Origin of the sequence: Corallococcus sp. AB045 (genome assembly GCF_003668895.1) — a bacterium.
GTDB classification, from domain to species: domain Bacteria; phylum Myxococcota; class Myxococcia; order Myxococcales; family Myxococcaceae; genus Corallococcus; species Corallococcus coralloides.
Genome location: NZ_RAWN01000113.1, coordinates 1 through 24,587, shown reverse-complemented (window position 1 = coordinate 24,587; position 24,587 = coordinate 1). Strand labels below are relative to the sequence as shown.

Annotated in this window: 21 protein-coding genes and 1 pseudogene; 10 read left to right on the top strand and 12 right to left on the bottom strand. The window is 70.7% G+C overall.

What is annotated here, in order from left to right; translation table 11 throughout:
* Nucleotides 1–7: 7 nt before the first annotated feature.
* Genes D7Y21_RS24905 through D7Y21_RS24895 form a run of 3 tightly spaced genes read right to left on the bottom strand, consistent with a single transcriptional unit; the run spans nucleotide 8 to nucleotide 5,010 of the window.
* Nucleotides 8–658 (bottom strand): hypothetical protein, encoded by a 651-nt coding sequence (locus D7Y21_RS24905; RefSeq protein WP_120567590.1) that lies wholly within the window; start codon nucleotides 656–658, stop codon nucleotides 8–10.
* Nucleotides 655–1,332: a 2-hydroxychromene-2-carboxylate isomerase gene (locus D7Y21_RS24900; protein WP_121716129.1), complete on the bottom strand. Its 678-nt coding sequence runs from the start codon at nucleotides 1,330–1,332 to the stop codon at nucleotides 655–657. The genes D7Y21_RS24905 and D7Y21_RS24900 overlap by 4 nt, the downstream gene beginning before the upstream one ends.
* A gap of 27 nt (nucleotides 1,333–1,359) precedes the next feature.
* Nucleotides 1,360–5,010: a serine/threonine-protein kinase gene (locus D7Y21_RS24895; protein ID WP_121716127.1), complete on the bottom strand. Its 3,651-nt coding sequence runs from the start codon at nucleotides 5,008–5,010 to the stop codon at nucleotides 1,360–1,362.
* Nucleotides 5,011–5,362: 352 nt separating this feature from the next.
* On the opposite strand from D7Y21_RS24895, the gene D7Y21_RS24890 reads away from it, so the two are divergent.
* The 5 genes from D7Y21_RS24890 to D7Y21_RS24870 all read left to right on the top strand — a co-directional run bounded on the left by D7Y21_RS24890 (nucleotide 5,363) and on the right by D7Y21_RS24870 (nucleotide 9,640).
* Nucleotides 5,363–6,028 (top strand): serine protease, encoded by a 666-nt coding sequence (locus tag D7Y21_RS24890; protein WP_120567593.1) that lies wholly within the window; start codon nucleotides 5,363–5,365, stop codon nucleotides 6,026–6,028.
* Nucleotides 6,029–6,148: 120 nt separating this feature from the next.
* Nucleotides 6,149–6,433 (top strand): hypothetical protein, encoded by a 285-nt coding sequence (locus D7Y21_RS24885; protein ID WP_120567594.1) that lies wholly within the window; start codon nucleotides 6,149–6,151, stop codon nucleotides 6,431–6,433.
* Between the two features lie 149 nt (nucleotides 6,434–6,582).
* On the top strand, nucleotides 6,583–6,981 hold the full coding sequence (locus D7Y21_RS24880; protein ID WP_120567595.1) for a response regulator transcription factor: 399 nt from the start codon (nucleotides 6,583–6,585) through the stop codon (nucleotides 6,979–6,981).
* A 150-nt stretch (nucleotides 6,982–7,131) separates the two neighbouring features.
* Nucleotides 7,132–8,787: an L-glutamate gamma-semialdehyde dehydrogenase gene (pruA, locus tag D7Y21_RS24875; protein WP_121716125.1), complete on the top strand. Its 1,656-nt coding sequence runs from the start codon at nucleotides 7,132–7,134 to the stop codon at nucleotides 8,785–8,787.
* Between the two features lie 4 nt (nucleotides 8,788–8,791).
* Entirely contained in the window at nucleotides 8,792–9,640 is an 849-nt protein-coding gene (locus D7Y21_RS24870) for an aldose epimerase (protein WP_121716123.1), read from the top strand.
* A gap of 25 nt (nucleotides 9,641–9,665) precedes the next feature.
* On the opposite strand, the gene D7Y21_RS24865 is transcribed toward D7Y21_RS24870, so the two are convergent.
* Nucleotides 9,666–10,853 (bottom strand): cytochrome P450, encoded by a 1,188-nt coding sequence (locus D7Y21_RS24865; RefSeq protein WP_121716121.1) that lies wholly within the window; start codon nucleotides 10,851–10,853, stop codon nucleotides 9,666–9,668.
* 85 nt (nucleotides 10,854–10,938) lie between these two features.
* On the opposite strand from D7Y21_RS24865, the gene D7Y21_RS24860 reads away from it, so the two are divergent.
* Both D7Y21_RS24860 and D7Y21_RS24855 read left to right on the top strand, forming a co-directional pair.
* Nucleotides 10,939–11,886 (top strand): alpha/beta hydrolase, encoded by a 948-nt coding sequence (locus D7Y21_RS24860; protein WP_121716119.1) that lies wholly within the window; start codon nucleotides 10,939–10,941, stop codon nucleotides 11,884–11,886.
* A 106-nt stretch (nucleotides 11,887–11,992) separates the two neighbouring features.
* Nucleotides 11,993–12,616 (top strand): glutathione S-transferase family protein, encoded by a 624-nt coding sequence (locus tag D7Y21_RS24855; RefSeq protein WP_121716116.1) that lies wholly within the window; start codon nucleotides 11,993–11,995, stop codon nucleotides 12,614–12,616.
* Nucleotides 12,617–12,734: 118 nt separating this feature from the next.
* Here D7Y21_RS24855 and D7Y21_RS42305 read toward each other — a convergent pair whose 3' ends face one another.
* From D7Y21_RS42305 to D7Y21_RS24840, 3 genes are read right to left on the bottom strand one after another with little or no spacing between them, the layout of a single operon-like run.
* Nucleotides 12,735–13,370: a hypothetical protein gene (locus tag D7Y21_RS42305; RefSeq protein WP_233612267.1), complete on the bottom strand. Its 636-nt coding sequence runs from the start codon at nucleotides 13,368–13,370 to the stop codon at nucleotides 12,735–12,737.
* An 11-nt stretch (nucleotides 13,371–13,381) separates the two neighbouring features.
* Nucleotides 13,382–13,726 (bottom strand): AHH domain-containing protein, encoded by a 345-nt coding sequence (locus D7Y21_RS24845; RefSeq protein ID WP_255427352.1) that lies wholly within the window; start codon nucleotides 13,724–13,726, stop codon nucleotides 13,382–13,384.
* Nucleotides 13,727–13,737: 11 nt separating this feature from the next.
* A complete protein-coding gene (locus D7Y21_RS24840) occupies nucleotides 13,738–14,664 on the bottom strand; it encodes a S9 family peptidase (protein ID WP_158627346.1) in 927 nt (308 codons plus the stop codon).
* 407 nt (nucleotides 14,665–15,071) lie between these two features.
* Here D7Y21_RS24840 and D7Y21_RS24835 point away from each other — a divergent pair, with 407 nt between their 5' ends.
* The 3 genes from D7Y21_RS24835 to D7Y21_RS24825 are packed head-to-tail and all read left to right on the top strand — an operon-like array spanning nucleotide 15,072 to nucleotide 20,225.
* A complete protein-coding gene (locus tag D7Y21_RS24835) occupies nucleotides 15,072–16,364 on the top strand; it encodes an O-acetylhomoserine aminocarboxypropyltransferase/cysteine synthase family protein (RefSeq protein ID WP_121716110.1) in 1,293 nt (430 codons plus the stop codon).
* Between the two features lie 4 nt (nucleotides 16,365–16,368).
* Nucleotides 16,369–17,715 carry an alpha/beta fold hydrolase gene (locus D7Y21_RS24830; protein WP_121716108.1) on the top strand — a complete coding sequence of 449 codons (1,347 nt, stop codon included), beginning with the start codon at nucleotides 16,369–16,371 and terminating at the stop codon, nucleotides 17,713–17,715.
* Nucleotides 17,712–20,225 carry a bifunctional aspartate kinase/homoserine dehydrogenase I gene (locus tag D7Y21_RS24825; protein WP_158627345.1) on the top strand — a complete coding sequence of 838 codons (2,514 nt, stop codon included), beginning with the start codon at nucleotides 17,712–17,714 and terminating at the stop codon, nucleotides 20,223–20,225. Before D7Y21_RS24830 ends, D7Y21_RS24825 begins: the two co-directional genes overlap by 4 nt.
* Before the next feature lie 6 nt (nucleotides 20,226–20,231).
* Here the strand turns inward: D7Y21_RS24825 and D7Y21_RS24820 are convergent, their stop codons facing one another.
* The 5 genes and pseudogenes from D7Y21_RS24820 to D7Y21_RS24800 form a co-directional block, all read right to left on the bottom strand.
* The gene (locus tag D7Y21_RS24820) at nucleotides 20,232–21,041 is read right to left on the bottom strand and encodes a transglycosylase SLT domain-containing protein (protein ID WP_121716103.1); all 810 of its coding nucleotides are present in this window, start codon (nucleotides 21,039–21,041) and stop codon (nucleotides 20,232–20,234) included.
* Nucleotides 21,042–21,241: 200 nt separating this feature from the next.
* Nucleotides 21,242–21,895, bottom strand: coding sequence for a hypothetical protein (locus D7Y21_RS24815; RefSeq protein ID WP_121716101.1), 654 nt, complete (start codon nucleotides 21,893–21,895; stop codon nucleotides 21,242–21,244).
* Nucleotides 21,896–21,992: 97 nt separating this feature from the next.
* On the bottom strand, nucleotides 21,993–23,084 hold the full coding sequence (locus D7Y21_RS24810) for a TrkA family potassium uptake protein (protein WP_121716099.1): 1,092 nt from the start codon (nucleotides 23,082–23,084) through the stop codon (nucleotides 21,993–21,995).
* Nucleotides 23,085–23,096: 12 nt separating this feature from the next.
* A complete protein-coding gene (locus tag D7Y21_RS24805; RefSeq protein ID WP_120567607.1) occupies nucleotides 23,097–24,302 on the bottom strand; it encodes a twin-arginine translocase subunit TatC in 1,206 nt (401 codons plus the stop codon).
* 39 nt (nucleotides 24,303–24,341) lie between these two features.
* A pseudogene (locus D7Y21_RS24800) lies at nucleotides 24,342–24,587 on the bottom strand (Sec-independent protein translocase TatB); the annotation flags it as partial.

Sequence of the window (24,587 nt, the reverse complement as noted above, 5' to 3'; positions counted from 1 at the left end):
GGGGCCGTCAGCCCGCGCGCCGTCCCAGGAAGGCGCTGGCGACGATGGCAAGCGCGATGGCCGTCCACAACAGGCCCTGGAGGTTCTGGCGGCGGATTTCCTTGCGCCCCAGGCCCAGGTACCAGGCCCTGGCCGCCTGGACCCGCCCCTCCCAGGTGAAGCCCTCCGGCCCCGCCGGTTCCAACCCCTCGAGTCGTCGCACATGCGCGCGCAACAGGCGCTCCGGTGCTGCGTCCTCCAACGACCCGGAGCGGTAGCCGGGCACGTCCAGCGCGGGGCGGCGGTAGCTGGCCGTCACCACGAAGCCCCCGGAAGCCAGGGGGGTGAGCAGGTAGAGCCGGGGCAACAGGTCGCTGCCCTCGTGGAGGGTGGCGAAGACGCGCTCGCCCGGGTGCGCCCAGTCGTAGGAGCGGGTGGCCTGCTGGAGGAGCGGCTTCTCCTCGTGGCTGCCCAGGGGCGTGAAGCCCAGCGCCTGGAGCTGTCCCGCCAGGGGGCTCAAGGACTCCGGCAGGTCCATCTGGTCCGCGGGGGCCTCCGGCTCCACCCGGACGGTGTGGGGGAAGAGGTAGAGCAGCGCGCGCCAGAAGTTGAGGAACAGGAGCACGCCGGCCAGCACCAGCCCGGCGACGGCCACTCCCAGCTGCCCGAGCACGTTCACGGGCGGGGCTTTCCGCCCTGGCGCCGGTCCGCGGTGGCGGGCAGGTGCTGCCACTTCGCCAGGTCCGCGGGGGTGAGCGGGTCGCGGCCCTCCAGGAAGCGCTCCAGGTGGCCCAGCGAGTCCACGCCCCAGAACATCTCGTCGTCCACCAGCACGGACGGCACGCCGAAGGCGCCCTGGGCGAGCGCGGCCTCCGTGTTCTTGCGCAGGCGGTCCTTCACCTCCGGCAGCTGGGCCCGCTCGAGCAGCGCCCGCGCGTCGAAGCCCGCGTCCGTCAGCACCGCGCCCACCTGCTCCGGCGTCTCGATGCCCCGGCCCTGGCCCCACGCGGCCGAGTAGAGCGCGGTGGTGAGCCGCGTGCGCTCCGCCACGTCCTCCACCGCCGCCGTCACGCGCAGGGACAACAGCGGGTTGAACGGGTGCGAGGGCGGCAGGGTGAACGGCGCGCCCTGCTCGTGCGCGATGCGGAACGTCTGCTTGAAGACGTAGACGCGCTTGGCGGGAATCTCCGCCGGGCCAATGGAGCCCACGGCATTGAGCAGCCCCGCGAGCAGCACCGGCACGGGCTCCAGCACCCGGCCGTGACGCTCCGCGATGGCGGGCATGCGCAGCCAGGCGAGGTAGGCGTACGGGGACAGGTAGTCCAGGCAGAAGCGCAGGGGGGAGGGGGCCATGGGCCCATCCTAAGCACGACCCGGCCGTCAGGCGCTCTGCTTCACGTCCTCGTGCTGGCGCGACAGCGGGCCGCGCAGCGACTGGGCAAGCTGTTGCAGATGCGTGGCCCGGGCGGTGGTGAAGGCCCGCTCGGCGATCTCCAGCTCCCGCATCGCCTCTCCCGGCGTGCCGTGCCGCTCCGCGTGCTGCATGTACACGAGGCCCATCTGGAGCACGTTGCCGGTGGACTCCGCCAGCAGGCGCGCGTGGCGCAGGTGCGCGTCCCCCTCCTCCTGGGACACCAGCGGCGCCAGGGCGCGGCGGGCCAGGATTTCGTCCCAGGGGTTGGCGAAGCGCGGGTCCAGGGCGCGCTCCAGCGCGGCCTCGGCGGCGGCGAGCGCGGCGGGCAGCCGGCCCTGTTCCCGCTCGAAGCGCGACTGGTACACGCGCACCAGCGTCTCCATGCGCAGGCCGCCCTTCCGCGCGGACTCCAGGGCGCGGGGCAGCGACTCGCGCGCGGCGGCCGCGTCCTCGAAGAGCACGTCGCGGCACGCCTGGTACACCTGCACGTGCGCGCGCAGCCAGCGGTCCCCGGGCAGCACGCGCGAGAGCGCCTCGCCGCGCGACACCACCGCGGCGACGAGCTCGTGCTCGCCGCGCTCCAGGTAGTACGGCGGCGTGAAGAGGGCCAGGTTGCGCTCCATCAACCGGGGGCTGCCCAGCCGCCGCACGAGCTCCGTCTTCTGCGCGAGCGCGGACGCGAACGCGGCGCCGTCGCCGGTGAAGGCCGCGCGCGCCACCTGCGCGAAGAGGTGGTAGGCGCGCACGTCGGTGAAGCCCTGCGCTTCCGCCAGGTGCAGCCCGTCCTTCAGCAGCGCTTCGTCCAGCGGCTCGCCGCGCAGGGCCAGGTTCACGTTGAGCAGGTAGCCGCCCATGCCCAGCGCCCACGCCAGCCGCCGGGGCGGACGCCCCACCGCGTCGCGGAACTCGCGCAGCCGCTGCACCTGCTTGCGCTGCTCGGCCACCCCGCCCGCCCAGTGGCCGGTGTACGCGCACAGCGTCGAGCGCGCCACGGACAGCCCCGCCCGGTACGGCGAGTCCTCAGGGTGCTCGGCGGCCACGCCCTCGATGAGCGCCTCCAGCTCATCCGTGCGCCCCAGGATGGCCAGCGCCATGCCCTGGAGGATTTGCAGCTCGGAGCGCTTCCAGAAGACGTCCACCGGCGTCATCCGCCCGTCCGCCGACACCTCGCGGAAGAGCGGGATGAGCAGCTCCTCGCGCTCCGCGGGCGTGGCCACGCGCGCGGACTCCAGCCGGGAGAGCGCCTCGCGCCGTCCAGCCTCCACGTCCACCGTGGCCGCCCAGTGCGCGAAGAGCCGCTCCGCGTACGCCACCGACGTCGGCGGATCACTGGAGTAGCCCACCTCCACCAGCGACACCCACGTGCGCAAGAGCTGCTCCGAGCGGCCCGGGAAGTCCGGCGCGGACTCCAGGAGCCCCGCCGCTTCCTTCAAGAGCAGCGTGGCCTCCAGCAGCGCCTCCGCCTCGATGGCGGCATGGCCTGCCTCCAGCAGCGGCTGGATGGCCTCCGCGGGCGCGTCCGAGCGCGCGAAGTGCCAGCCCACCGCGCGCACCACACCCGAGCGCCCCGCGGGCAGCGCCTGGAGCACCCGCGCCACCTGACCGTGGTACGCCCGGCGCTCCGCCTCCGGCGTGCTGTCGTAGACGGCCTGGTGCACGGTGTCGTGCGTGAAGACGTAGCGGCCTTCGACATCCTGGAGGAACTGCCGCTCCACGATGCCGTCCAGCACGGCGAACAGCTCCGCCTCCGGCAGGCCGGACAGCGCGCGCAAGAGCGGCAGGTCCAGCATCCGGCCCGCGGGCGCCAGCTTGCGCAGCAGCGACACCTGCTCCGGCGGCGCGCTGGCCAGACGCACCAGCACCGCCTCCTGGATGCTCGCGGGGAGCCGTCGCGTGCCCAGTCCGTCTTCCGCCTCCCACCGTCCACCCACGCGCCGCAGCGCGCCCGCCTCCACCAGCATGCGCAGGCATTCCGTGGCGAAGAAGGCGTTGCCTCCGGTCGTCTCGTGCAGCCGCTGCACGAAGCCCTCCGGCACGTCCAATCCCGGCAGCACCAGCCCCACCAGCTTGGCCACGTGCTCGGCGGACAGGGGCTCCAGGTCCATGCGGGACGTGAGCTTCTCGTCCACCGTCTGGAACGCGAGGCTCAGGCGCGACAGCTCCTGCGAGCGGAACGTGCCCACCACCACGCCGCGCGTGCCGTGCAGCGCGCGGATGAGGACGTTGAGCGCCTCCAGCGACGCGCTGTCCGCCCACTGCAGGTCCTCGAAGCACAGCACGAAGGACTGCCGCCCGCCGAGCGTGTGGGTCCACTCCGTCAGCGCCTCGAAGAAGGCGGCCTTCTCCTCGGAGCCGTCGCGCGGCAGCTGATCGTCCTGGTCGCCCTCCAGCACCTCCGGCGACAAGAGGCGCGCGAGCGGGGCCTTCACCCGCTCCATCAAGTCCGAGGGCGTCTGCGGCACCAGGCAGCGCAGGGCCTGCGCCACCGGCGCCAGCGGGGACAGCCCCTCCGCGCGGCACTGGCCCCGGCCGAAGGGCAGCTCCGCCAGCTTCGCCTGGAGCTCGAACTCCTGGAGCAGCCGCGTCTTGCCCACGCCCGCGGGGCCGCCCACCAGCATCGCGCGCGACTGACCCCAGTCCGCCTCCGCCAGGCCGTTCATCAGCCCTTCCAGCTCCGCCTCGCGCCCCACCACCTCCGGCACGTGCAGGTAGCTGGCGCGCGCGGACAGCGGCTCCTCGGGGACGGGCTCGCCGCTGGCGTGGCAGAGCGCCTCCAAGAGCTCACCCGCGTCCTGGAAGCGCTCGCGCGGGTCCTTCGCCATCAAGAGGAGGATGATCTCCTCCAGCTGCGGATCCACCGGGCAGAGCGTGGAGGGGCGCGGCGGCGGGCGCGTCAGGTGATCCGCGAGCAGCACCGCGGGGCTATTGCGCTTGAAGGGCAGCTTGCGGGTGGCCAGGTACCAGGCCATCACGCCCAGCGAGTACAGGTCCGCGCGCCCGTCGATGCTCGCGCCGCGCTGCCACTCCGGCGCCAGGTACTCCAGCGTGCCCTTCAGCTTGCCGGGGCTGGGCGTGCCCAGCTGGTGCATCACGCCGAAGTCCATCAGCTTCACCGCGCCGGACTCGGTGATGCGCACGTTGCTGGCCTTGATGTCGCAGTGCACGTACAGGCGCGAGTGGATGAACGCCAACACCTGCGCCATCTGGATCAACACGCGATACAGCGTGCGCGTGTCCAGCGGCGCGTCCCGCACCAGCGTGCTCAGGTCATTGCCGCCCACCACCTCCATGGTGATGAAGCGGTTGCCGGCCTCCGTCATGCCCCAGTCGAAGACCTTGAGCGTGGACGGGTGCTGGAGCTTCTTCATGGCGAAGAACTCGTGCCGGAACAGCAGCACCAGCTCCTCCACCTTCGCCGCGGACAGCTCCGAGGGGACGTGCATCTCCTTGAGCGCCACGCGCCGGCGCTCCTGCAGGTCGTCCGCCAGCCAGATGCGGCCCATGCCGCCTTCGCCCAGCAGCGACTCCACGCGGTAGCGCCCGGTGACGATGACGCCGGGAATCAGCGAGCGCCGCTCTCCGATGCCCGAGCCCGGCAACGTGATGGGCGTACGCATCCGCTCCCCCCAGGTGCTCGGAGGGCGGGTGCGTTCATCCAATACCGTTGTCTTCTCGTCGTCGCTCACGAGCCAAAGGGCTGGCCGCTTCCGGGGCCAGGGTCTGGATTCCAGAATCCAGACGTAGCGAGGAATAGCACGTTTCAGTGACACCGCCTCCGGGACATCCGAGCAGGTGCACGCTCTGCTGCCATTCTCTATTTCACCGCCTTGCTGGAAGAAGACAGGGCATTGCGCCCGGACGCCTGCTGGGGAGCCACTTCCACACCCGCTCCCACGACACACCCGCACGCATGCACACCGTTCCTTCGAACCCCTGGGCCCGTCGCCCGGGGGAGGAGGGGGAAGCGGCATGCGTGCATGGAAGTGGAGCGGCGCCACGGTGGCACTCGCGGCCGTGACCGCCTGGATGGCCTGCGGCCAGTCCGGCCCTGGCGGAACCGAAGGGCTGCAGAAGGCCGAAGCCGCGACGGTGACGCTGGGCGACGGACACTGCGCGGGCGTGGTGGTGGGCCAGGGCCGCCACGTCCTCACCGCGGCCCACTGCGTCGCACGGGACGCGGGCGAGGAGCGGACGAACTTCGAGGACGGCCGGCAGCTGAATGGCCGCTACGTGTTCGTGGATCGCGGCCGGGACATGGCGGTGCTGGAGCTGGAGGCGAAGGCGCCGGTGGCGCCGCTGGAGGTGGCCGAAGGGCTGCCCATCCCCGGCGCGATGCTCGTCTTCACCGGACGCCACGACCGGCCCGGCGATCCGCAACGGGTGATGGTGGAGCGCTGGGGCCGCTGCCCGTCGCTGCCGGACGTTCCCAACGCGCTCTTCACCACGATGCACGGCGTGCCGGGGGACTCCGGCGCGCCGCTGGTGGACGAGCAGCTGCGCGTGGTGGGCCTGGTGCATGGCGGCGCGCGGTGCAGCATCGCCGCGCCCACCGGGGACGTGGCACCGGAGGTCCAACGCCTGTCGCGGGAGGACACGCAGCCGCTGGCTCAGCGTCCGCCTTCCGCACCGCGCTGACGCGGCGGGACGGCGCACATCGCCCTTCCCGTACCTGGACGGCCAGGCAGGCGGCGTGCGCACGCGCCGTCATTGCCTGGTCATCCCGGTGCGTCCCACCTTCCCGTTGGAGGTGACACCATGGCTTCGGACAAGGGCTCCAAGAACTTCCAACCGCGCAACCGGGGACAGATGGAGGACGCGCTGGACCGCGGCGCCGCCGAGCTGGCCCGCGAGCGCTCCCAGGCCGCGGCCCGCGAGGACGAGAACCCGGGCCCGCTGGAGGAGACGCGCTGGGAGGCGGAGGTGGAGCGCGGCGCGGAATGGAAGGACGACGAGGTGCCCGAGCGCGAGGCGCGAGGCGACGAGGAGCCGGACTCCGAGGTTTCCCGGCGCGGGCTCGTGAACCCGCCGCCCGAGGGTTAGCGGCGTTGGCGGCAAACCCGTGAGGTGGAGGCTTTCGGGAATTCTCACGGGTGAGGGGGGACCTCTTGCCCGGTGCGCACCGCGGGGGGATGCTGTGCGCGCCGTCCCCCTTTGCCGTCCGTCGTTGCTTCCCCAGGAGTCGATGCACCGTGAAGCCCAAGGTCCTCATCGTGGAGAACTCCTGGACCATGCGCGAGACGCTGCGGTTGCTCTTGTCGGGTGAGTTCGACTGCACGGTGGCCGCGGATGGAGAGACAGGGCTCGCGCACGCGCTGGCGCAGCCGCCGGACGTGCTCCTGTCGGACGTGAACATGGAGGGCATCGACGGCTACGAGCTGTGCCGCCGCGTTCGCGCGGAGCCCTCCCTGACGCATCTGCCGGTGATGTTCGTCAGCGGCTACCCGCCGCGCACGGACCTGGAGCCCGGGCAGCCCCAGCCGGACGCGTACCTGGTCAAGCCGGTGAAGCCGCCGTACCTCATCGCGCAGCTGCACGCCGTGCTGCAGCGCGCGAGGGGCTCCACCGCCAAGGCCGTGGGCGAGGGCTGAACCGGACGGCCGCCGGGCACGCGCCTGGAAGCAGGCGCGGCCTTCGCCTCTGTCTCGGCGAGGACGCCCCACGCTTCTGTCACTGACCTGGGACACGGGGAGGGCTATACCTTGCCCGAACTTCCCTTCCTCTCGTCCCGAGGTCCTCGCGTGCTCAACGCCATCCCCCGCGTCCCGGCTCCCAAGAACGAGCCCGTCCTCTCCTACGCCCCCGGCACCCCGGAGCGCTCGGAGCTCCAGTCCACCCTCAAGCGCATGAGCGGGGAGCGCATCGAGATCCCCGTCGTCATCGGTGGCAAGCACGTGAAGTCCGGCAAGACGGACACCGTGCGCATGCCGCACCGGCACGAGCACGTGCTGGCCACCCTGCACGAGGCCGACGCGGGCCACGTGGAGCAGGCCATCCAGAACGCCATGAGCGTGAAGGAGGACTGGGCGCGGATGCCCTTCCACGCCCGCGCGGCCATCTTCCTGCGCGCCGCGGAGCTGCTCGCCACGCGCTACCGCCCGCTGCTCAACGCGTCCTCCATGGCGGGCCAGTCGAAGACGGCGCACCAGGCGGAGATCGACGCGTCGTGCGAGCTCATCGACTTCCTTCGCTACAACGTCCACTTCGCGCAGCAGATCCTGGCCATCCAGCCGGACAACTCGCCGCAGATGTGGAACATGACGGACTACCGTCCGCTGGACGGGTTCGTCTTCGCCATCGCGCCGTTCAACTTCACCTCCATCGCGCTGAACCTCTGTCTGTCGCCCGCGCTGATGGGCAACGTGGTGCTGTGGAAGCCGTCCTCCACGCAGGCCCTGAGCGCCTGGTACAGCCTGGAGCTGATGCGCGAGGCGGGCCTGCCCGACGGCGTCATCAACATGCTGCCCGGTGACGGCCCCACGGTGGGCAACCCGGTGCTGGCGAGCCCCCACCTGGGCGGCATCCACTTCACCGGCTCCACGCCCACGTTCAACAACCTGTGGAAGACGGTGGGAGAGAACATCGGCCGCTACAAGCAGTACCCGCGGCTGGTGGGTGAGACGGGCGGCAAGGACTTCATCTTCGCGCACCCCTCCGCGGCGGACGACCTGGAGGCGCTCGCGGTCGCCATCGTGCGCGGCGGCTACGAGTACCAGGGCCAGAAGTGCAGCGCGGCCAGCCGCGTCTACGTGCCGGAGTCCCTGTGGCCCAAGCTGAAGCCCCGCCTCCAGGCGCTCATCAGCGAAATCAAGATGGGCGACGTGGCGGACTTCCGGAACTTCATGGGCGCCGTCATCGACGAGCGCTCGTTCAAGAAGGTGTCCTCGTACATCGAGCTGGCGAAGTCCGGCGGTGACGCGACCATCGTCGCGGGCGGCGGCACGGACAAGAGCGAGGGTTACTTCGTGCAGCCCACGCTGGTGCAGTGCAACAGCCCGCGCCACCGCATCATGACGGAGGAGATCTTCGCGCCGCTCGTCGGCGTGTACGTCTACCCGGACGCGAAGCTCGAGGAGACGCTGAAGGAGTGCGACCAGTCCGCGAGCTACGCGCTGACGGGCGCCATCTTCGCGCGCGACCGCAAGGCCATCGAGCACATGATGAGCGCCCTGCGCAACGCGGCGGGCAACTTCTACATCAACGACAAGCCCACGGGCGCGGTGGTGGGCCAGCAGCCGTTCGGCGGCAGCCGCGCGTCCGGCACCAACGACAAGTCCGGGTCGATGATCAACCTGTTCCGTTGGTCCAGCCCGCGCACCATCAAGGAGAACTTCGCGCCGCCGGTGAAGGTCCCCTACCCCTTCATGGACAGCGACCCGAAGGAAGGGGCCATCTAGTTCCATGAGCGGACCGTTCCCGGGCATCGCGGGGCTGGAGACGTATGCGCTGGAGGACGGCGGCTGCCGCGTGGAAGTCATTCCCACGCGCGGCGCGCTCGTCACGCGCATGGTGGTGGACGGCGAGGACGTGCTCTATCTGGACGAGAGCACCGTCGCCGACCTCACGAAGAGCGTGCGCGGGGGCATCCCCGTGCTCTTTCCCAACGCCGGTCCCCTGCCCGGGGACACGTATCCGGCGGACCGCAAGGCGTACTCGCTGCCGCAGCACGGCTTCGCGCGGAAGCTGCCGTGGACGGTGCGCCAGGCGGAGGAGTCGCTGCTGGTGCTGGGGCTGACGTCGTCGGAGGAGACGCTGCGCCAGTACCCGTGGGCCTTCGATGCGCAGCTGGCGTTCTCGCTGGCGGGCCGGAGGCTCACGGTGGACTTCGACGTGGAGAACCGGGACACGCGGCCCCTGCCGCTGCACCTGGGCTACCACCCGTACTTCCGCGTGCCGCAGGGCCAGAAAGCACAGGCGCGCGTGGAGACGGACGCCACGCACGCGTGGGACAACCGCGCGAAGCACGAGGTGCCCTTCACCGGCCTGGACCTCACGGCGCAGGAGGTGGACATGCACCTGCGTGACCACTCCGCGCCGGGCACGGTGCTGGAGCGGGGCCCAAGCCTGTCCCCCGTGAAGCTGTCGTGGAGCCAGGAGTTCCGCCTGCTCGTCGTGTGGACGCTGCAGGGCAAGGACTTCGTCTGCGTGGAGCCGTGGACGGCCGCCGCCGGGGCGCTGGCCACCGGCGAGGGCCTGTTGCACGTGGCCCCGGGCGAGCGCGTGTCGCTCGCGTTCGACATCGAGGCGTGAAGCAGGCTCCTTCGTCCCGCGCGCATCAGGCGTGCGGGATGAGGGGCAGGCTCAGCGGGCCGCGCACGGTGAGGGAGGTGTTCCACTTCACCGGGCCCGTGGGCGTGAAGCGCGTGAAGCGGGACAGCAGCACCTCCAGCCCCACGCGCGCCTCCAGCCGGGCCAGCGGGGCGCCCAGACAGAAGTGGATGCCGTGGCCGAAGGGCATGTTGTTCACGCCCTCGCGGTCCATGTCGAAGGTGTCCGGGTCCTTGAAGCGCTCGCCATCGCGGCACGCGGAGCCGATCATCAGCGCCACACGCGCGCCCTCCGGAATCACCACGCCCGCGACTTGCGTCTCCTTCGTGGTGACGCGCACCAGGCCGTGCACGGAGGGCTCGTAGCGCAGCACCTCCTCCACGAAGCGCCCCACCTGCGACGGGTTCTCGCGCAGCCGGGTCACCAGGTGCGGCTGCTCCATCAGCATGCGCACGCAGTGGCTGACGAGTTGCACGGTGGTCTCCAGCCCCGCCACCACCAGGAGGAACAGGAAGCTCATCAGCTCCGCGTCGCTGAGCGCCTCGCCGTCCACGCGTGACTTCACCAGGTCCGACACCATGTCGTCCTGCGGGTGGCGGCGGCGCTCGGCGACGACGTTGGACAGGTAGTCCTCCATCTCGCGCACGGTGGCGCGGATGGAGTCGTGCCGGTGGGTGTCCTTCTCCGTCGTGCCGGACACGCTGGACAGGTCCACCGACCAGCGCTTGTAGCGGGCCGTCATGGTGGGGTCCAAGGCGAAGAGCTCGCCAATCACGCTGGCGGGCAGCGGCATGGCGAAGGCGTCCACGAAGTCCACCTCGCGCTCCGGGGACAGCCGCTCCGCCAGTATCTGCGCGAAGCCGCGGATGCGCGGCTCCAGCCGGTTCACCGCCGCGGGCGTCCACGCGCGGCTCACCAGCGTGCGCAGCCGCATGTGGTGCGGCGGATCCATGACGATCATCGACTCGGAGAAGGGGTTGTGCCCCAGCCACGGCGGCGCGGTGGTCGTCCGCACCCCGGCGGAGGAGAACACCTGCGGGTTCTTGAAGGCCGCGGCCACGTCCTCGAAGCGGGTGATGGCCCACAGCCCAGCGGGTTCCACCTGACACACCGGCGCGGTGCGGCGCAGCTCCGCGTAGACGGGGTAGGGATTGGCCCGGACTTCCGGCGCCATCAGGTTCACGCGTCCAGTCATGGAAGAATTTCCTTTCCAGGCTGGAATTCTATACCCGGTATACTGGCTGTGAACAGAGGCGTCGCCTCCTCTCCCTCGAGTCACCATGTCCCGCTTCGTCCTCGCCGCCATTCTCGCCCTGGGTCTGTCCGCGTGTTCCGACGACCCCGATGAAGTCATTCCGGACTCCGGCACGAAACCCGCCACCGACGCGGGCACGGATGCCGGCACGGATGCCGGCACGGACGTGGACGCGGGGACGGATGCGGGCACGGGCAGCTCGCACGGCTCCGGGAAGCTCGCGTGCAGCAAGACGGGCACGGTGAGCACGGATGCGGGCACGCTGACGTACTGCGTGGCGCAGGTCGGCGCGACGGAGGTGAAGTACATCGAGCCGAAGCAGGGCTTCGCGCCCGAGCCCATGCGGCTGGCCATCTACCTGCACGGCGATGGCGCGGCGACGTACAACGGCAGCAACCCGCGCTCGCTGTTCACGCACGGCGGTTGGACGTACGGGCACAACACGCTCTACGTGACGGCGCTCGCGCCCAACAAGTGCGCGTGGTGGACGGTGCCGGAGCGCACGGACTGCTCCACGGAGGCGCCGGTGGAGGCGCGCGACCTGGAGGGCAAGAACGCGGCGGAGCTGGTGTCGCTCATCGAGGCGCTGCGCAAGGGCTGGGACATCCAGGACGGCCCCATCCTCTTCGGCGGTTCCTCGGGTGGCTCCATCCAGCTGACGGCCAGCTTCCTGCCGCGCTATGGCGACCGCTACCCGGGCATCTACGCGCTGAGCTGCGGTGGTGAGAAGCCGTGGTCAGGCAGCATGAACTGGGACGCGTCGAACGCGGCGCTGCGCGGCGGCACGAAGTTCTGGTTCACCTACGGCGACCAGGATTACCTCCTCCAGGACATCCAGGCGGCGGAGGCATACCTGGGCGGGCTCGGGTTCCCCGTGAATGACAAGGTCATCGCGGGCGCGGCGCACTGCGCGCAGCCGTTCGACCAGGTGGGCCGCGTCACGGAAGTGTGGAACGAGGCCACCGCGCAGTAACCGCGGTCCACTGCTCCGCTTCTTGGGGTGATTCCATCGCAAGAAGCGGAGTGCGCAGGTGGAGGTCGGTCGATAGCGTCGCGCGCATCCTCTTGCTGGAGCCTGGATGCGCTTCTACGACTATCTGCCTTCCGCGAATGGCTACAAGGTCCGCACGCTGCTGAAGCAGCTGGGGCTCGCGTACGAACTGGTGCCGGTGGACATCTTCGCGGGGGAGAGCCACACGGCGGACTTCCACACGAAGAACCCGGACGGCCGCATCCCCGTACTGGAGCCGGAGCCGGGGCGGTTCCTCGCGGAGTCCAACGCCATCCTGTTGTTCCTGGCCGAGGGCACGCGCTTCCTGCCCGAGGACCGCTTCGCTCGCGCGCAGGTGCACCAGTGGATGTTCTTCGAACAGAACGCGGTGGAGCCGAACCTCGGCACCGCACGCTTCTGGCTGCTTACGGGCCGGCAGCCACCGGAGTCCGACGTCCTCCGCAACCGCGTGCAGAACGGTGAGCGGGCATTGGCCGCGATGGAGCGGCACCTGAGCCGGCACCCGTTCCTGGTGGAGGACCGCTACACCGTCGCGGACGTCTGCCTCTACGCGTACGTGCACCTGGCGCCGGAGGCGGGCGTGGACCTGGCGCCCTACCCGTCCGTGCGTGCGTGGCTGGAGCGCGTGAAGGCCCAGCCCGGCTTCCTGGGCCCCCTGCCGCCCTACTCCGCGAACGCGCGCGTGCGCTGACGCGGACTACTCCTGCTCGGCGGCGACGGATTCGCGGACCTCTGCGTCCGTGAGCCTCACCGTGGGCGCGTCCGCCTTCGCTTCCTGCACCCGCTTCGCCAGCAACTCCGTCACGGGCTCACGGTTGGGGGCGCCACCACAGGCCCTTCAACCCCGCCCGCTCACACGCCTGTCGTGCCTCCTCGGTGTAGCAGTAGAAGACCAACTCGGGGACGGAGAACACGGGCGGGAAACCTCCTGGCGGAGGGCGGAGCACGAGCGGCTCGGCCTCCTCCTGACCCAGGAACTCTTCACCGCATTGGTGGAAGGGCACGCCCTTCACGAGGGTGCGCTCCCGGTCGAGACAATCGGTCCGCTCCAGCAACTGGAGGATGACGAAGTCCTCGTTCTTCAGCGCAGGGTCCGTCACCGAATGCCAGGTTCGCCTCCGAGGGTACCCTTTGCTCACGAGGTGCCTGATGCGTTCCGAATAGATGACGGTGGGGATGAGGCGGTGGCGGAACGGGCCCACCGCTTCGAGCACGCGCACCATGCGCCGGGAGATCAGCAACCACATCAAGGGCGCGCTGTGCAGGTGGTCGCGCCCGGCGATCCTCTCCAGGTTGCCGACGAACTCCATGACCTCGGGCGCGCCCTGCTGGCGCTGGTAGTCGATGCCGGGCTCGAAGAACGTCACGTCCTCGAAGCCGTCGAACTCGATGAGTTTGACGTCGTGGATATCCGCATCGTCCTCGATGTGGGAGGCATCAGACATCAATGCATACATCATGTGGTGTGTGACTCCCCATGGGAGGGCAGCTCCAGCAAGGCCAGCTTCCTTCCCGTGAGCACCCTACCGCCGCGCTGCTCCTGGATCACCTTGATGACCGGCTCTTTCAAGCTCCCGGACTGGATGGCCTGGCGAAGCTCGTTCTCGATCTTGAGGATGGCCTCCTCGATGAGATTGGGCGTCCAACTGGAGGACGGACCCTTCGCGCGCAGCTTCCTCAAGGCGTCATCAAGCTGGGTCTCCACGAACTTGCTGTAGTGGGGATGGCTGCCCGAGTGGATGAACTGGCCCTCCACGTTGAGCCCAGAGTTCATGTCGAGGATGTTCGACCCCCGGTCAATCGTGTAGCCATTTACTCCTGCCCAGCGGCCACGGCCTCGCGGACCTCCGCGCCCGTGAGCCGTACCGCGGGCCCGTCTGCCTTCGCATCCATCAGCCGCTTCGCCAGCAACTCCGTCACCGGCGCGAGCACGCTGAAGTGGGTCGCCCCAGGCACTGCGAGGAATGACAGCGGCGCGCCCTTCGCCGCCACGCGCAGCTGCTCGAACGCACCCATGTTGCCCTCGTCCGAACCCTCGATGACCTGCGTGGGCACACGCAGGTGCTCCACGTAGCTCACCGGGTTGCGCATCCACAGCTCCGGTCCCCGGGCCTGCCCCAGCAACGGGACATAGTGCGCGTACCCCGACACGTCGGCCACCGGGCCGAACGCGTAGGCGCCCTTCAGACGCGGTGACAGCACCGCCGCCATCAACGCCATCGTGCCGCCCGTGCTGTGCCCCGCCACGTAGATGCGAGCGGGATCCACGTCTGGACGCTTCGCCACGAAGTCGATGGCGGCGACCACGTCATCCACCTCGCCCAGGAAGTACTCGCGCGCGCCCGGGTTGTCGTCCGACCCGCGCAGCGATGGCAGCATCAACACCAGCCCGGCCTCACGGAAGGCCCGCGCGCTCTGATCATTGCTCCGCGGTGAAGGCGCCCAGGCGAAGTCGTCGAGCCCCCAGTTGAACCCGCCGTGGATCCACACCACCGCCGGCCGCTTCGCGCCCTCGCGCACGGGCGTGACGTAGGCCGCGTTCGTGCCCAGCGGCGCGGGATAGCGCACCAGTTCGAACAGCTCCTTCGGCGGCGTGGGAGCGGGAGCGCGCTGTGTGGGCTCCACCTCCAGCTGCGTGCGGAAGCTCTTGCGAAGATTCACGGACGTGGGCGGCGCGGGCTTGGAGCACGCGGCGAGGAACACACAGGCCAACAGGAGGACAGGGTGGGAGGACATCATTCTGGGAATACGCAGTGAATCGGTGTCACGGGTCCGCGACACATGCGGTGCTGTTCTGGAGGGTGGCTTGACAGCTCGCGCCATCGCGTCTACTTCTTCTCGCAGAATGTTCGTCACCTCCGCCATGTGCATGTGTTCGATGCCTGTTCCGGGTGGGCCCAAGCCCGCCGCGGCCGGCTGACGCACAGCCTGCCCCTGGCGAGCCAACCGGAGCCCACCCACCCGCGAGGGTCGGTGGGCTTCGTCGTTCCGGGCCTCCGCTCTCGCACCCCTGCCGAGGAGCGTCGCAGCGCCCACCGTGTCCTGAAGTCCTCCCCGCCGCCCGCAGTGCCCTGACGTCCCCACCACCCGTCTGCCTTCACGCACGCGCGTTCCTTCCGGAGCGACGCGAACAGGAGTCCCTTGCCATGAGCACGCCCAACAACGAACGCCCGCTGCACCCCGACACGCTCGCGCTGCACGCCGGCTATTCGCCCGACCCCACCACGGGCGCTCGCGCGGTGCCCATCTACCAGACCACCAGCTACCGCTTCCGCGACGCGGACCACGCCGCCGCCCTCTTCGGCCTCAAGGAGTTCGGCAACATCTACACGCGCATCATGAACCCCACGACGGACGTCTTCGAGAAGCGCATCGCCGCGCTCGAAGGTGGAGTGGGCGCGCTCGCGGTCGCATCCGGACAGGCCGCGCAGACGCTGGGCATCCTCAACATCCTCAAGACAGGGGATGAAATCGTCTCCGGCGCCAGCCTCTACGGCGGCACGTACAACCTCTTCAAGGTGACGCTCGCGCGCCTGGGCATCACCACGAAGTTCGTGGACGCGGGCAACCCGGACGCGTTCCGCCAGGCCATTGGCCCGAAGACGAAGGCGCTCTACCTGGAGTCGCTGGGCAACCCGCGCCTGGACGTGCCGGACTTCGACGCCATTGGCGCCGTGGCGCGCGAGGCGGGCCTGCCCCTCTTCGTGGACAACACCGCGCTGTCCCCCGCCCTCTTCAACCCGCTGCGCCATGGCGCGAACATCGTGCTGCACAGCGCGACGAAGTACATCGGCGGCCACGGCACCTCCATTGGAGGCGTCATCGTGGACGGCGGAAACTTCCCCTGGGAGAACGGCAAGTTCCCGGAGCTGACCGAGCCCAACCCCGGCTACCACGGCCTGCGCCTGCGTGAGGCCTTCGGCCCCGCGGCCTTCATCCTCAAGGCCCGGCTGGAGGGCCTGCGTGACCTCGGCCCCGCGCTCAGCCCCTTCAACGCGCACGCGTTCATCCTGGGCCTGGAGACGCTACGGCTGCGGCTGGAGCGCCACTCGCAGAACGCGCTCGCGGTGGCCAGGTGGCTCAAGCAGCACAAGAAGGTGGAGTGGGTGCGCTACCCGGGCCTGGAGGACGACCCCTCGTTCCTCAACGCGAAGAAGTACCTGCACGGCGGCTTCGGCGGGCTCGTCACCTTCGGAGTGAAGGGCGGGCTGTCCGCCGGGCGCAAGGTGATTGACGGCGTGAAGCTGTGGAGCCTGCTCGCGAACATCGGCGACACGCGCTCGCTCATCATCCACCCCGCGTCCACCACGCACGAACAGCTCACCCCGGCGGAGCGCGCCAGCACGGGCGTCACCGACGACCTGGTGCGCCTGTCCGTGGGCATCGAGCACCTGGACGACATCGTGGCCGACCTCGACCAGGCCCTGAGCGCGGTCTGACGCCATGCGACCCGTGAGGCCTGGCCAGGAAATCCCCCCGCGCGCGGAGACTCCGCGCGTCTTCGATTTGTCGCTGCCGGACCTGCCGCTGGAGGCCGGCGCCCGCGTGGCGCCCCACCTCGTGCGCGGCTGGTGGTGGGGGCCCCCGGAGGACCTCGCGTGGTTGCAGTCCCGTGCGCGCGTGCATTCGGAGGAGGCGACGCGCGAAGGCCGGCTGCGCGTGGTGCGGAGGACCGCCTCCGAGCTGCGCGACGCAGCCTCCGAGCTGCGCGACGCGCGCCGCATCGGCCTCCGCCGCACGCCGGATCCGGTGCCCACCGTGCTGCTGGTGCACGCGCTCACCGGGGACATGAACGCCGGAGGAGAAGGCGGCTGGTGGGCCCCCGTCATCGGGCATGGCCGGCCGTTGGATCCGTCGCGCGTGCGGCTGTTGTGCTTCAACAACCTGGGCTCCTGCTACGGCACCTCCGGCCCCGCGGACGAAGGCTTCCCGCAGCGCACCGACGACACGCGCTTCGGCCCGGCGCCGGTGCTGCCCAAGGGCGACCTGCGCCTGGATGAGCGCAGCCTCCCCGCAACCCTCACGCCGTGGGACCAGGCACGCTCCATCCTCGCGGCGCTGGACGCGCTGGGCGTGGATGAGGTGGCGCTCGTCACCGGCGGCTCGCTGGGAGGCATGGTGGTGCTGTGCCTGGCGGCGCTCGCGCCGGAGCGCTTCCAGCGCATGGTGCCCATCGCGACAGCGGAGGCCGCGTCCGCGTGGGTGGTGGGCTGGAACCACGTGGCCCGGCAGGCCGTGCTGCTGGACCCCGAGTATCCCGAATCCCCCCGGCGAGGCCTGGAGCTGGCCCGTCAGCTGGCGACGCTCACCTATCGCGCGGAGGCCGGACTGGAGGCGCTCCAGCCGCGTCCGCAGGCGTGGTCGTCACGCGCGCTGTACCCGGTGGAGAGCTACCTGGAGTACCAGGGCGCGAAGCTGGAGGCGCGCTTCGACGCGCGGTCCTACCTGGCGCTGCTCGGCGCCATGGACCATCACGACCTCACGCGCGTGCCCACTCCGAACGGCGGGCCCGGCGTGGACCGCATCCGCGCGAGCACGCTCACCATCGGCATCGACCGGGACGCGCTCTTCCCGCCCGAGCACATGAAGAACCTGTCCCGCCGCCTGCGCGCGCAGGGACTGCATGCCGAGTACGCGGCCCTGTGCAGCGTGCACGGCCACGACGGATTCCTCATCGAATGGGACGCGCTCGCGCCCCTGCTGGTCCGCGCGCTGGCCCTGCCTCCGGGCGTGGGCCGCGACGCCCGCCTCTCCTCCACTGCCGGCGTCCGCGCCCGGAAGACTTCATGACCGCCCCTGTGAGCATCACCCGCTACGCCTCCTTCCTGCTCGACACCGCCCAGGGACTCGCGTCCGTGGCCACGCACCTGTCGCGCCGCGACGCGGGCAGCACGCGCGCCGCCATCGTGTCGTCACCGCCCTGGCTCGCCGCGGGGCTGGAGTCCGCGCTGTCCATCGCGTTGGAGGGCAACTCCACGCTGGCCCGGCAGGAGCTGGATGGCCTGCTCGCGCGGGGCCTGTTGATGCTGGAGGAGGCCGAGCGCCGGCTGGGCGCGCCCCCGGGCTCCACGTCGGTGGAGGCGGACGGCTCGCGCACGCTGGCGTCGCTGCTGGAGCCCGCGCGCCGCGCGCTGGATGGCGCGAGCCTGGTGCGCGAACGGCGGCCCGCGCTGGAGGACGTGGTGCGCGGCACCGGCGAGCGGCTGACGGCGGCGCTCCTGGCGAAGCTGCTGGGTGCGCGCGGCGTGCCGTCGCTGGAGGTGGACGCGGCGGACTGGACGGTGACGGAGGGTGAGCCCGGACAGGCGCGAGTGAATCGCGAGCACACCCGCGCCCGGGTGGCCACGCTGCGGCCTTCGTGGGAGGGCCGGCTGACGTTGCACGCGGGCGGCCGGGGGACGGCGGTGGATGGCCGCTCCACGACGCTGGGCGTGGAGGGCGCGGACGAGACAGCGGCGGTGCTGTCCGTGCTGCTGGGCACGCCGCTGACGCTGTGGACGGACGTGCCCGGGGTGATGACGGCGGATCCGCTGCACGTGGCGGATGCGCGGCCAGTGCCGCACCTGAGCTACACGGAGGCGCTGGAGCTGGTGTACCTGGGCCTGCCCACGCTGCACCCTCGCGCGCTGTCCACGCTGCGCGACGCGGACATCCCGCTGCGCGTGCGCCACCTGCAACAGCCCGACGAGCCCGGCACGCTCATCGATGTGCGCGGCGCGGGCAACGGCAGCGTGCCCACGTGCGTGGTGTCGCTGGAGGACCTGGCGCTGCTGGGCCTGGAGGGAGGCACGGAGGAGGCGGCACGGCCAGTGGGGCCTCGCGCGTTGCAGGCGCTGGAGGCCGCGGGCATCGACGCGTGGATGGCGGCGCAGTCGTCGCCGGGGCGCTCGGTGGCGGTGGTGCTGCGCCGGGCGCACGCGGCCCGCGCGGAGGAGGTGCTGCGGCGGGAGCTGGCGCCAGAGCTGGAGCGCGGCGCGTTGCAGCCGCCGCAGGTGCGCGCGCCGGTGACGCAGGTGGCGCTGGTGGCGGAGGCCATGGGCCAGGGCGCCAACGTGGCGGGACGGCTGTTCCAACCGCTGGGCGCGCTGGGCGTCAACGTGCGCGCCATCGCGCAGACGGCGAGCGCTCGCTCCATCTCGTTCATCGTGGATGGGGCGGAGACGGCGCTGACGGTGCGCACTGTGCACGCGGCCTTCCACTTCGCGCATGAAGAGGTGAGCCTGCTGGTGCTGGGCCATGGCGTGGTGGGCAGCCAGCTGCTGGAGCAACTGCGCACGCTCCAGGAGTCGCTGGCGCAGGGGCACGGCATCCAGCTCAACCTGGTGGGGCTCGCGGACAGCCGGCGGGTGCTCTTCTCACCGGAGGGCATCCCGCTGAAGCAGTGGCGCGAGCGCATCCAGTCCGTGCCCGAGGGCGCGTCACCACCCGTGGTGCGCGCGCTGCTGGAGCCGCTGCGCCGGCTGCCCGTGCCGGTGCTGGTGGACTGCACGGCGTCGGAGGGCATGGAGGAGCTGTACCTGGAAGCGTTCCGCAGCGGCATCCACGTGGTGGCGGCGAACAAGAAGCCGCTGACCCAGCCGCTCGACGTCTGGGAGCGGCTGCGGAGCACGGCGCACCTGAACCACCGCGCGTACCACTACGAGACGACGGTCGGCGCGGGGCTGCCGGTCATCCAGACGCTGAAGGACCTGGTGCGCACGGGGGACCGGGTGCACGGCGTGGAGGGTTCGTTCTCCGGGACGCTCGGCTACTTGAGCCAGCAGTTGATGGAGGGCGTGCCTCTGTCGAAGGCGGTGCGCACGGCGCGAGAGAAGGGCTTCACGGAGCCGCACCCGCGCGAGGACCTGGCGGGCACGGACGCCGCGCGCAAGGCGCTCATCCTCGCGCGTGAGCAGGGCCTGAGCCTGTCGCTGGACGACGTGGAGGTGGAGCCGTTCGTGCCGCGCGAATACCTGGAGGAGGCGGACGTAGAGCGCTTCCTCGCGGGGCTGGAGAAGCTGGACCGGACGTTCACCTCGCGCATCGAGGGGCTGCGCGCGGAGGGCAAGGTGCTGCGCTACCTGGCGCGCATCGACCCGGCGGCGAAGGACGGGCCGGTGCTGCGGGTGGGCCCGGTGGCGGTGCCGAAGGAGCATCCGGCGACGCGGCTGCGCGGCTCGGAGGCGTTCGTGGCCTTCTCCACGGAGCGATACGCGGACTACCCGCTGCTGGTCCAGGGCGCGGGCGCCGGCGGCCCCGTGACGGCAGCCGGCGTCCTCGCGGACATCTTGAAGATCGCCCAGAACCTGCGGGGGCGATAGGCCGGCTCAGTAGCCGACGTAGCCACTGCCGCCGTTCATCGCCTGGATGCCCGGCGTGTTGGACACAGAGCCGTAGCGGTCCACCGCGTAGCGCACCGCCGCGATGATGTTGTCCACCGGGTTGCGGATGTTGTCGTGGCCCGGGAGCTTGTGCGCGTCGAACGTGGGCTGGATGGTCTGCATCAGGCCGATGGAGGGGTGGCCATCCTTGGCGTTCTGGTCCCAGAGGTTGATGGCGTTCGGGTTCCCGCTGGACTCGTGCTGGATGATCTTCGCGATGTCCTGGGGGTTCATCTTCTCCACCGGGACGCCGTTGGCCTTGAGGATGTCCATGGCCTGCTTGATCCAATCGCCCACCTCGCCCTTCGGGGCGTCCCCGGTGGCACCGGCCGACTGGGTGGAGCCGGTCTGGAACGAATCACCCGCGCCCGGCGCGCCGCCCGTGCTGGACGCACCGTCGACGCTGGGAGCGCCACCCTTGCTGGATGCACCGGACACGCCCGACGGAGCCTGGGCTCCGGCCGCGCCGTCCACGGGGGCAGCGGCGCCGCCCATCTGGGTCTGGAGAAGTTGGACGAGTTGCTGCAGCTGCTTCGCCACGTCCTCGAGCCCCTCCGCGAACTGCTTCCACTGCGCGCCCTTCGCGGGGCCCGCGCTAAAGCCGTCCTGCTGGAACGAGGACACCGAGCCCGAACCCGGCTTCTGGCAGGAGCCGCCCTGCACCCTGCCGCCGGACACGGCATCCGGACGGGAGGCGAAGTCCTGGGAGGGGACGCGGAAGGAAGCGAGGCGGGCGGAACCGGGCGCGATGACCATGGGGATTTCCTCGGGAGCTTGAGTGCTGCTGACGAGGAACACCTACAGCAGGGGACATGCCAACCCATGGGCCGACACCTGCTCAAGGCCAAGTGCTTGATGTCCTTGGAAACGCGCGAGGCGCGGTGGGACGAACCGGGGCCCGTCCCTGGTGACTGGAGTCACCGCTCGCCAACAGCAGTCACCAGCCGCGCTGCGCCCTACTTCGTGCGCCCGGCCTTCTTCGCGGCCCCGGCCTTCTTCGCGACCGGAGCCTTCTTCGCACCGCCCGCCTTCTTCACGGCCCGGGGCTGCTTCGCGGCCACGGCCTTCTTCGTGCCTCGTGCGGGGCCGTGCTTCTTCAGCAAGGCCGCGCCCTGCTTCGCGAGGCCCTGCTCCAGCGCGGGAGGCTTCTTCGCGCCCTTCTTCCCCGCGGGCTCGCGCTTCGGAGCCCCTTCGCGGGTCACCTCCACGGTCCGTCCGGAGAAGGCGTTCCAGCCCTCCAGTGCACGCGTCCAGCGCGCCAGCAGCTTTTCACGCGCATCCGCGTCCGGCAGCCCTTCCGCATGCAGCGCCACGGTGACGCCATGCACCGACGGCAACACGCGAAGCTGCACGGTGCGCGCACGGGGCCAGTCGTCCCGCTCCAAACGCAGGCGCAGCTGCCTGGGCGGGACCTGACGCACCACCGTGATGCGCGTCCCATCCGCGAGCGCGACCTGCTCGCCCTCCGTCAGCGCCTGGGCGCCGCCCCCAACCCAGCGGGCCAGTCCCGACGCCTCGCCCCACGCGGCCCAGGCCATCTCCGAGCCCACCGCGAAGGAGCGCCGCACCCCTGCTTGATAGCCACCACCCGCGACCCGGCCCGTCGACATGGACACTCCTGTCTGACCCATCTTGTTGTCCCAACCTGGGAGGGACGGTGCGACATCTTTCGAGGTGCCCTGCAACTTCCAGCGGCCGTCAGGCACCTCACCCCGTGGGGCGATAGCCCGGCATGAGGAAGTTGTCGTGGTCCGCGTACGCCGGCGCGTCCGCCTCACCGGTGAAGGCGCGCAGGGTGCAGTACTCCGGATAGGACGCCTGGACGGTGATCTGATCCCCCACCTGGAGGACCACGTCACCGTTCGGGTGCAGCGTCTCCTCTTCGCCCCGGATGAGCGACAGGGCCAGCCCGCCGAAGCGGTCGCGCACCTGGGAGATGTTCATCCCCGGCAGCCCCTCCCGCACCACGAACAGCGACACCACCATCAGGTGCTTGCCAATGCGGAACGAGTGGACGAGCCGCGGATCCAACGCCGCCAGCGCCATGGCGGGCGCGGCCAGCGAGGAGCTGGACAGGGCCTCCGCCTTGAACGTGTCGCGCACCTTCGCGCCCAGGTCGTCGTCGAACAGGCGGATGACCACGCGGATGCCGGGGTTCAGCCGCCGCGCGTCCAGCGCGATGTTCAGGTTCGCCAGGTCGTCGTCCGTGGCGCAGACGATGGCGGACGCCTTCTTCACGTGCGTGCGCGGCAGGCACAGCGGGCTGCGCGTGTCGTCGATGAGCAGCGGGATGTTCTCGTCGCGCAGCGCGGACACGAACGTCGCGTCCTCGCGCTTCTCCACCACGACGACGTCCTTGCCCATCTCCCGCAGCTGCGTCACCACGCGGTAGCCCACGCGTCCCGCGCCGCACACGACGACGTGGCCCTTCATCGTTTCGGACACCACGGTGACCCACTCCTTGTCGTTCTTGTGCCGCGCGAAGAAGAGGTACGCGAAGCGCACCACGCCATCCACCACCAGCGCGATGCTGACCGGCGGGATGAGGATGTTGAGCGTCTCCACGAACCAGTCGCTCACGTAGGGCAGCGACGGCTGGCCGAAGAGCAGGAAGTAGACGTGGTGCAGCGCCTCTCCGTAGGAGATGCGGTCCCCGCCCGGCCCCACGTAGCGCCAGTGGTACAGCGCCGGCCCCACCCCGAAGATGACCGCCGCGAGAAGCAACGTGCTGCGGAACCTCCGCGACAGCGCGCGCAGGTACCGCAGGTCCATCATCAGGCGCGCGGCGGGGCTCTTCATGCGCGCGGGAGTCTACGCCGCCGGGGTGATGTCCGTGGAGGCTTCCGCCTTCGCACGGCGCTTCTCGATGAGCCACACCGCCAGCACGCCCAGCTCGTAGCAGAGCAGCATGGGGCCCGCCATGAGCGACAGGTTCACCACGTCACCCGTGGGCGTCAGAATCGCCGCCGCGATGAGGCACACCACGAACGCGTGGCGCTGGTAGCGGATGAGGAAGCTCGACTGCACCACCCCGACGATGCCCAGCAGCGCCATCACCAGCGGCAGCTCGAAGATGACGCCGAAGGCGAGGATGAGCAGCAACACCAGTGACAGCTGCTCGTTCATGGTCAGCATGGGCCGCGTCCAGCGCGCGGCCTCCGCTTCGGCGTGGCCCTTGGCCAGCTCCTTCTGCAGCCGCCACAGGCCGGACATCTCCTCGGCGCGCGTGGGCGCCACGCCCGCGAGCAGGCTGGCCGCCTGGTCCATGGCGGCCTCCGACGCGACGTAGTCCTGCTTGCCGAAGGCCGTCACCGCCTCCACGCGCTTCTCCACCGCCTGGCGCAGCACGCCGCGCGCGGGCACACCCAACCCGTCCGCCGCCGCGTCCAGCAGGTCGCCCAGGCCCTTGAGGCGCGCGGTGAGCTCCACGCTCTTCGCGGACGCCACCTCCGGCTCCTTCACCTGGCCTTCACCCACGGCCGTCAGCGCGGCGCTGGTCTCCTTGGCCACGTGGCCGGCGCGCTCCACCTCGCCTATGCGCAGGAAGCGCAGCGCGTCCTCTCCGCCCATGCGCGCGGTGTCCAAGCGCTGCTCCAGGGCGAGCGTCTCCTCCTCGTTGAGGAGGAACTTGAACATGGAAGGCAGCACCAGGAAGTAGCAGAACAGCGCGCCCACGATGAACGCGACGGAGCCCAGCACCACGAAGGGCGATGCGTACTTGCGCTCCTCCGGGTAGAGCCCCGGCGCCACGAAGCCCCAGATCTGCCAGAGGATGACGGGCGTGGTGAGGAAGATGCCGCAGTACACGCCCACCTTCATCAGCACGTTGATTTCTTCGATGCCGGATGTGTAGACGAGCGAGCGCCCCTCCGGGGGCAGCGCGTCCAGCACCGGCCGCATCAACACGCCGAAGATGGGCTTGGCGAAGATGAGCGACACGGCGCCCAGCACGAGCACCGCGAGCGAACACTTCACGAGCCGCGTGCGCAGCTCCGTGAGGTGCTCCGACAGGCTCATCCGGAAATCCGACAGGTCAACCCCTTGGCGATTCAGGGCTCAGCTCCGTTTCGGCGCGTTGCGCGCCACCGTGCCCGGGATGGGGGCGAGTTGCGGAAGGCCGTTCTCGTCCTGCGCCGGCGCCGCACCCGGCTGCGCCGCGGCCTGCGTGTCCGCAGCGGGAGCAGCGTCCACGGCCACGGCCACGGCGGCCTCCGCGGGAGCGGGCACGTTGGCGGGATCCACCGTCGCGGCGAGCTCGGGGGCGGGCTCGGCGAGCACGTTGGCGGGGGCAGCGTCCGGGAG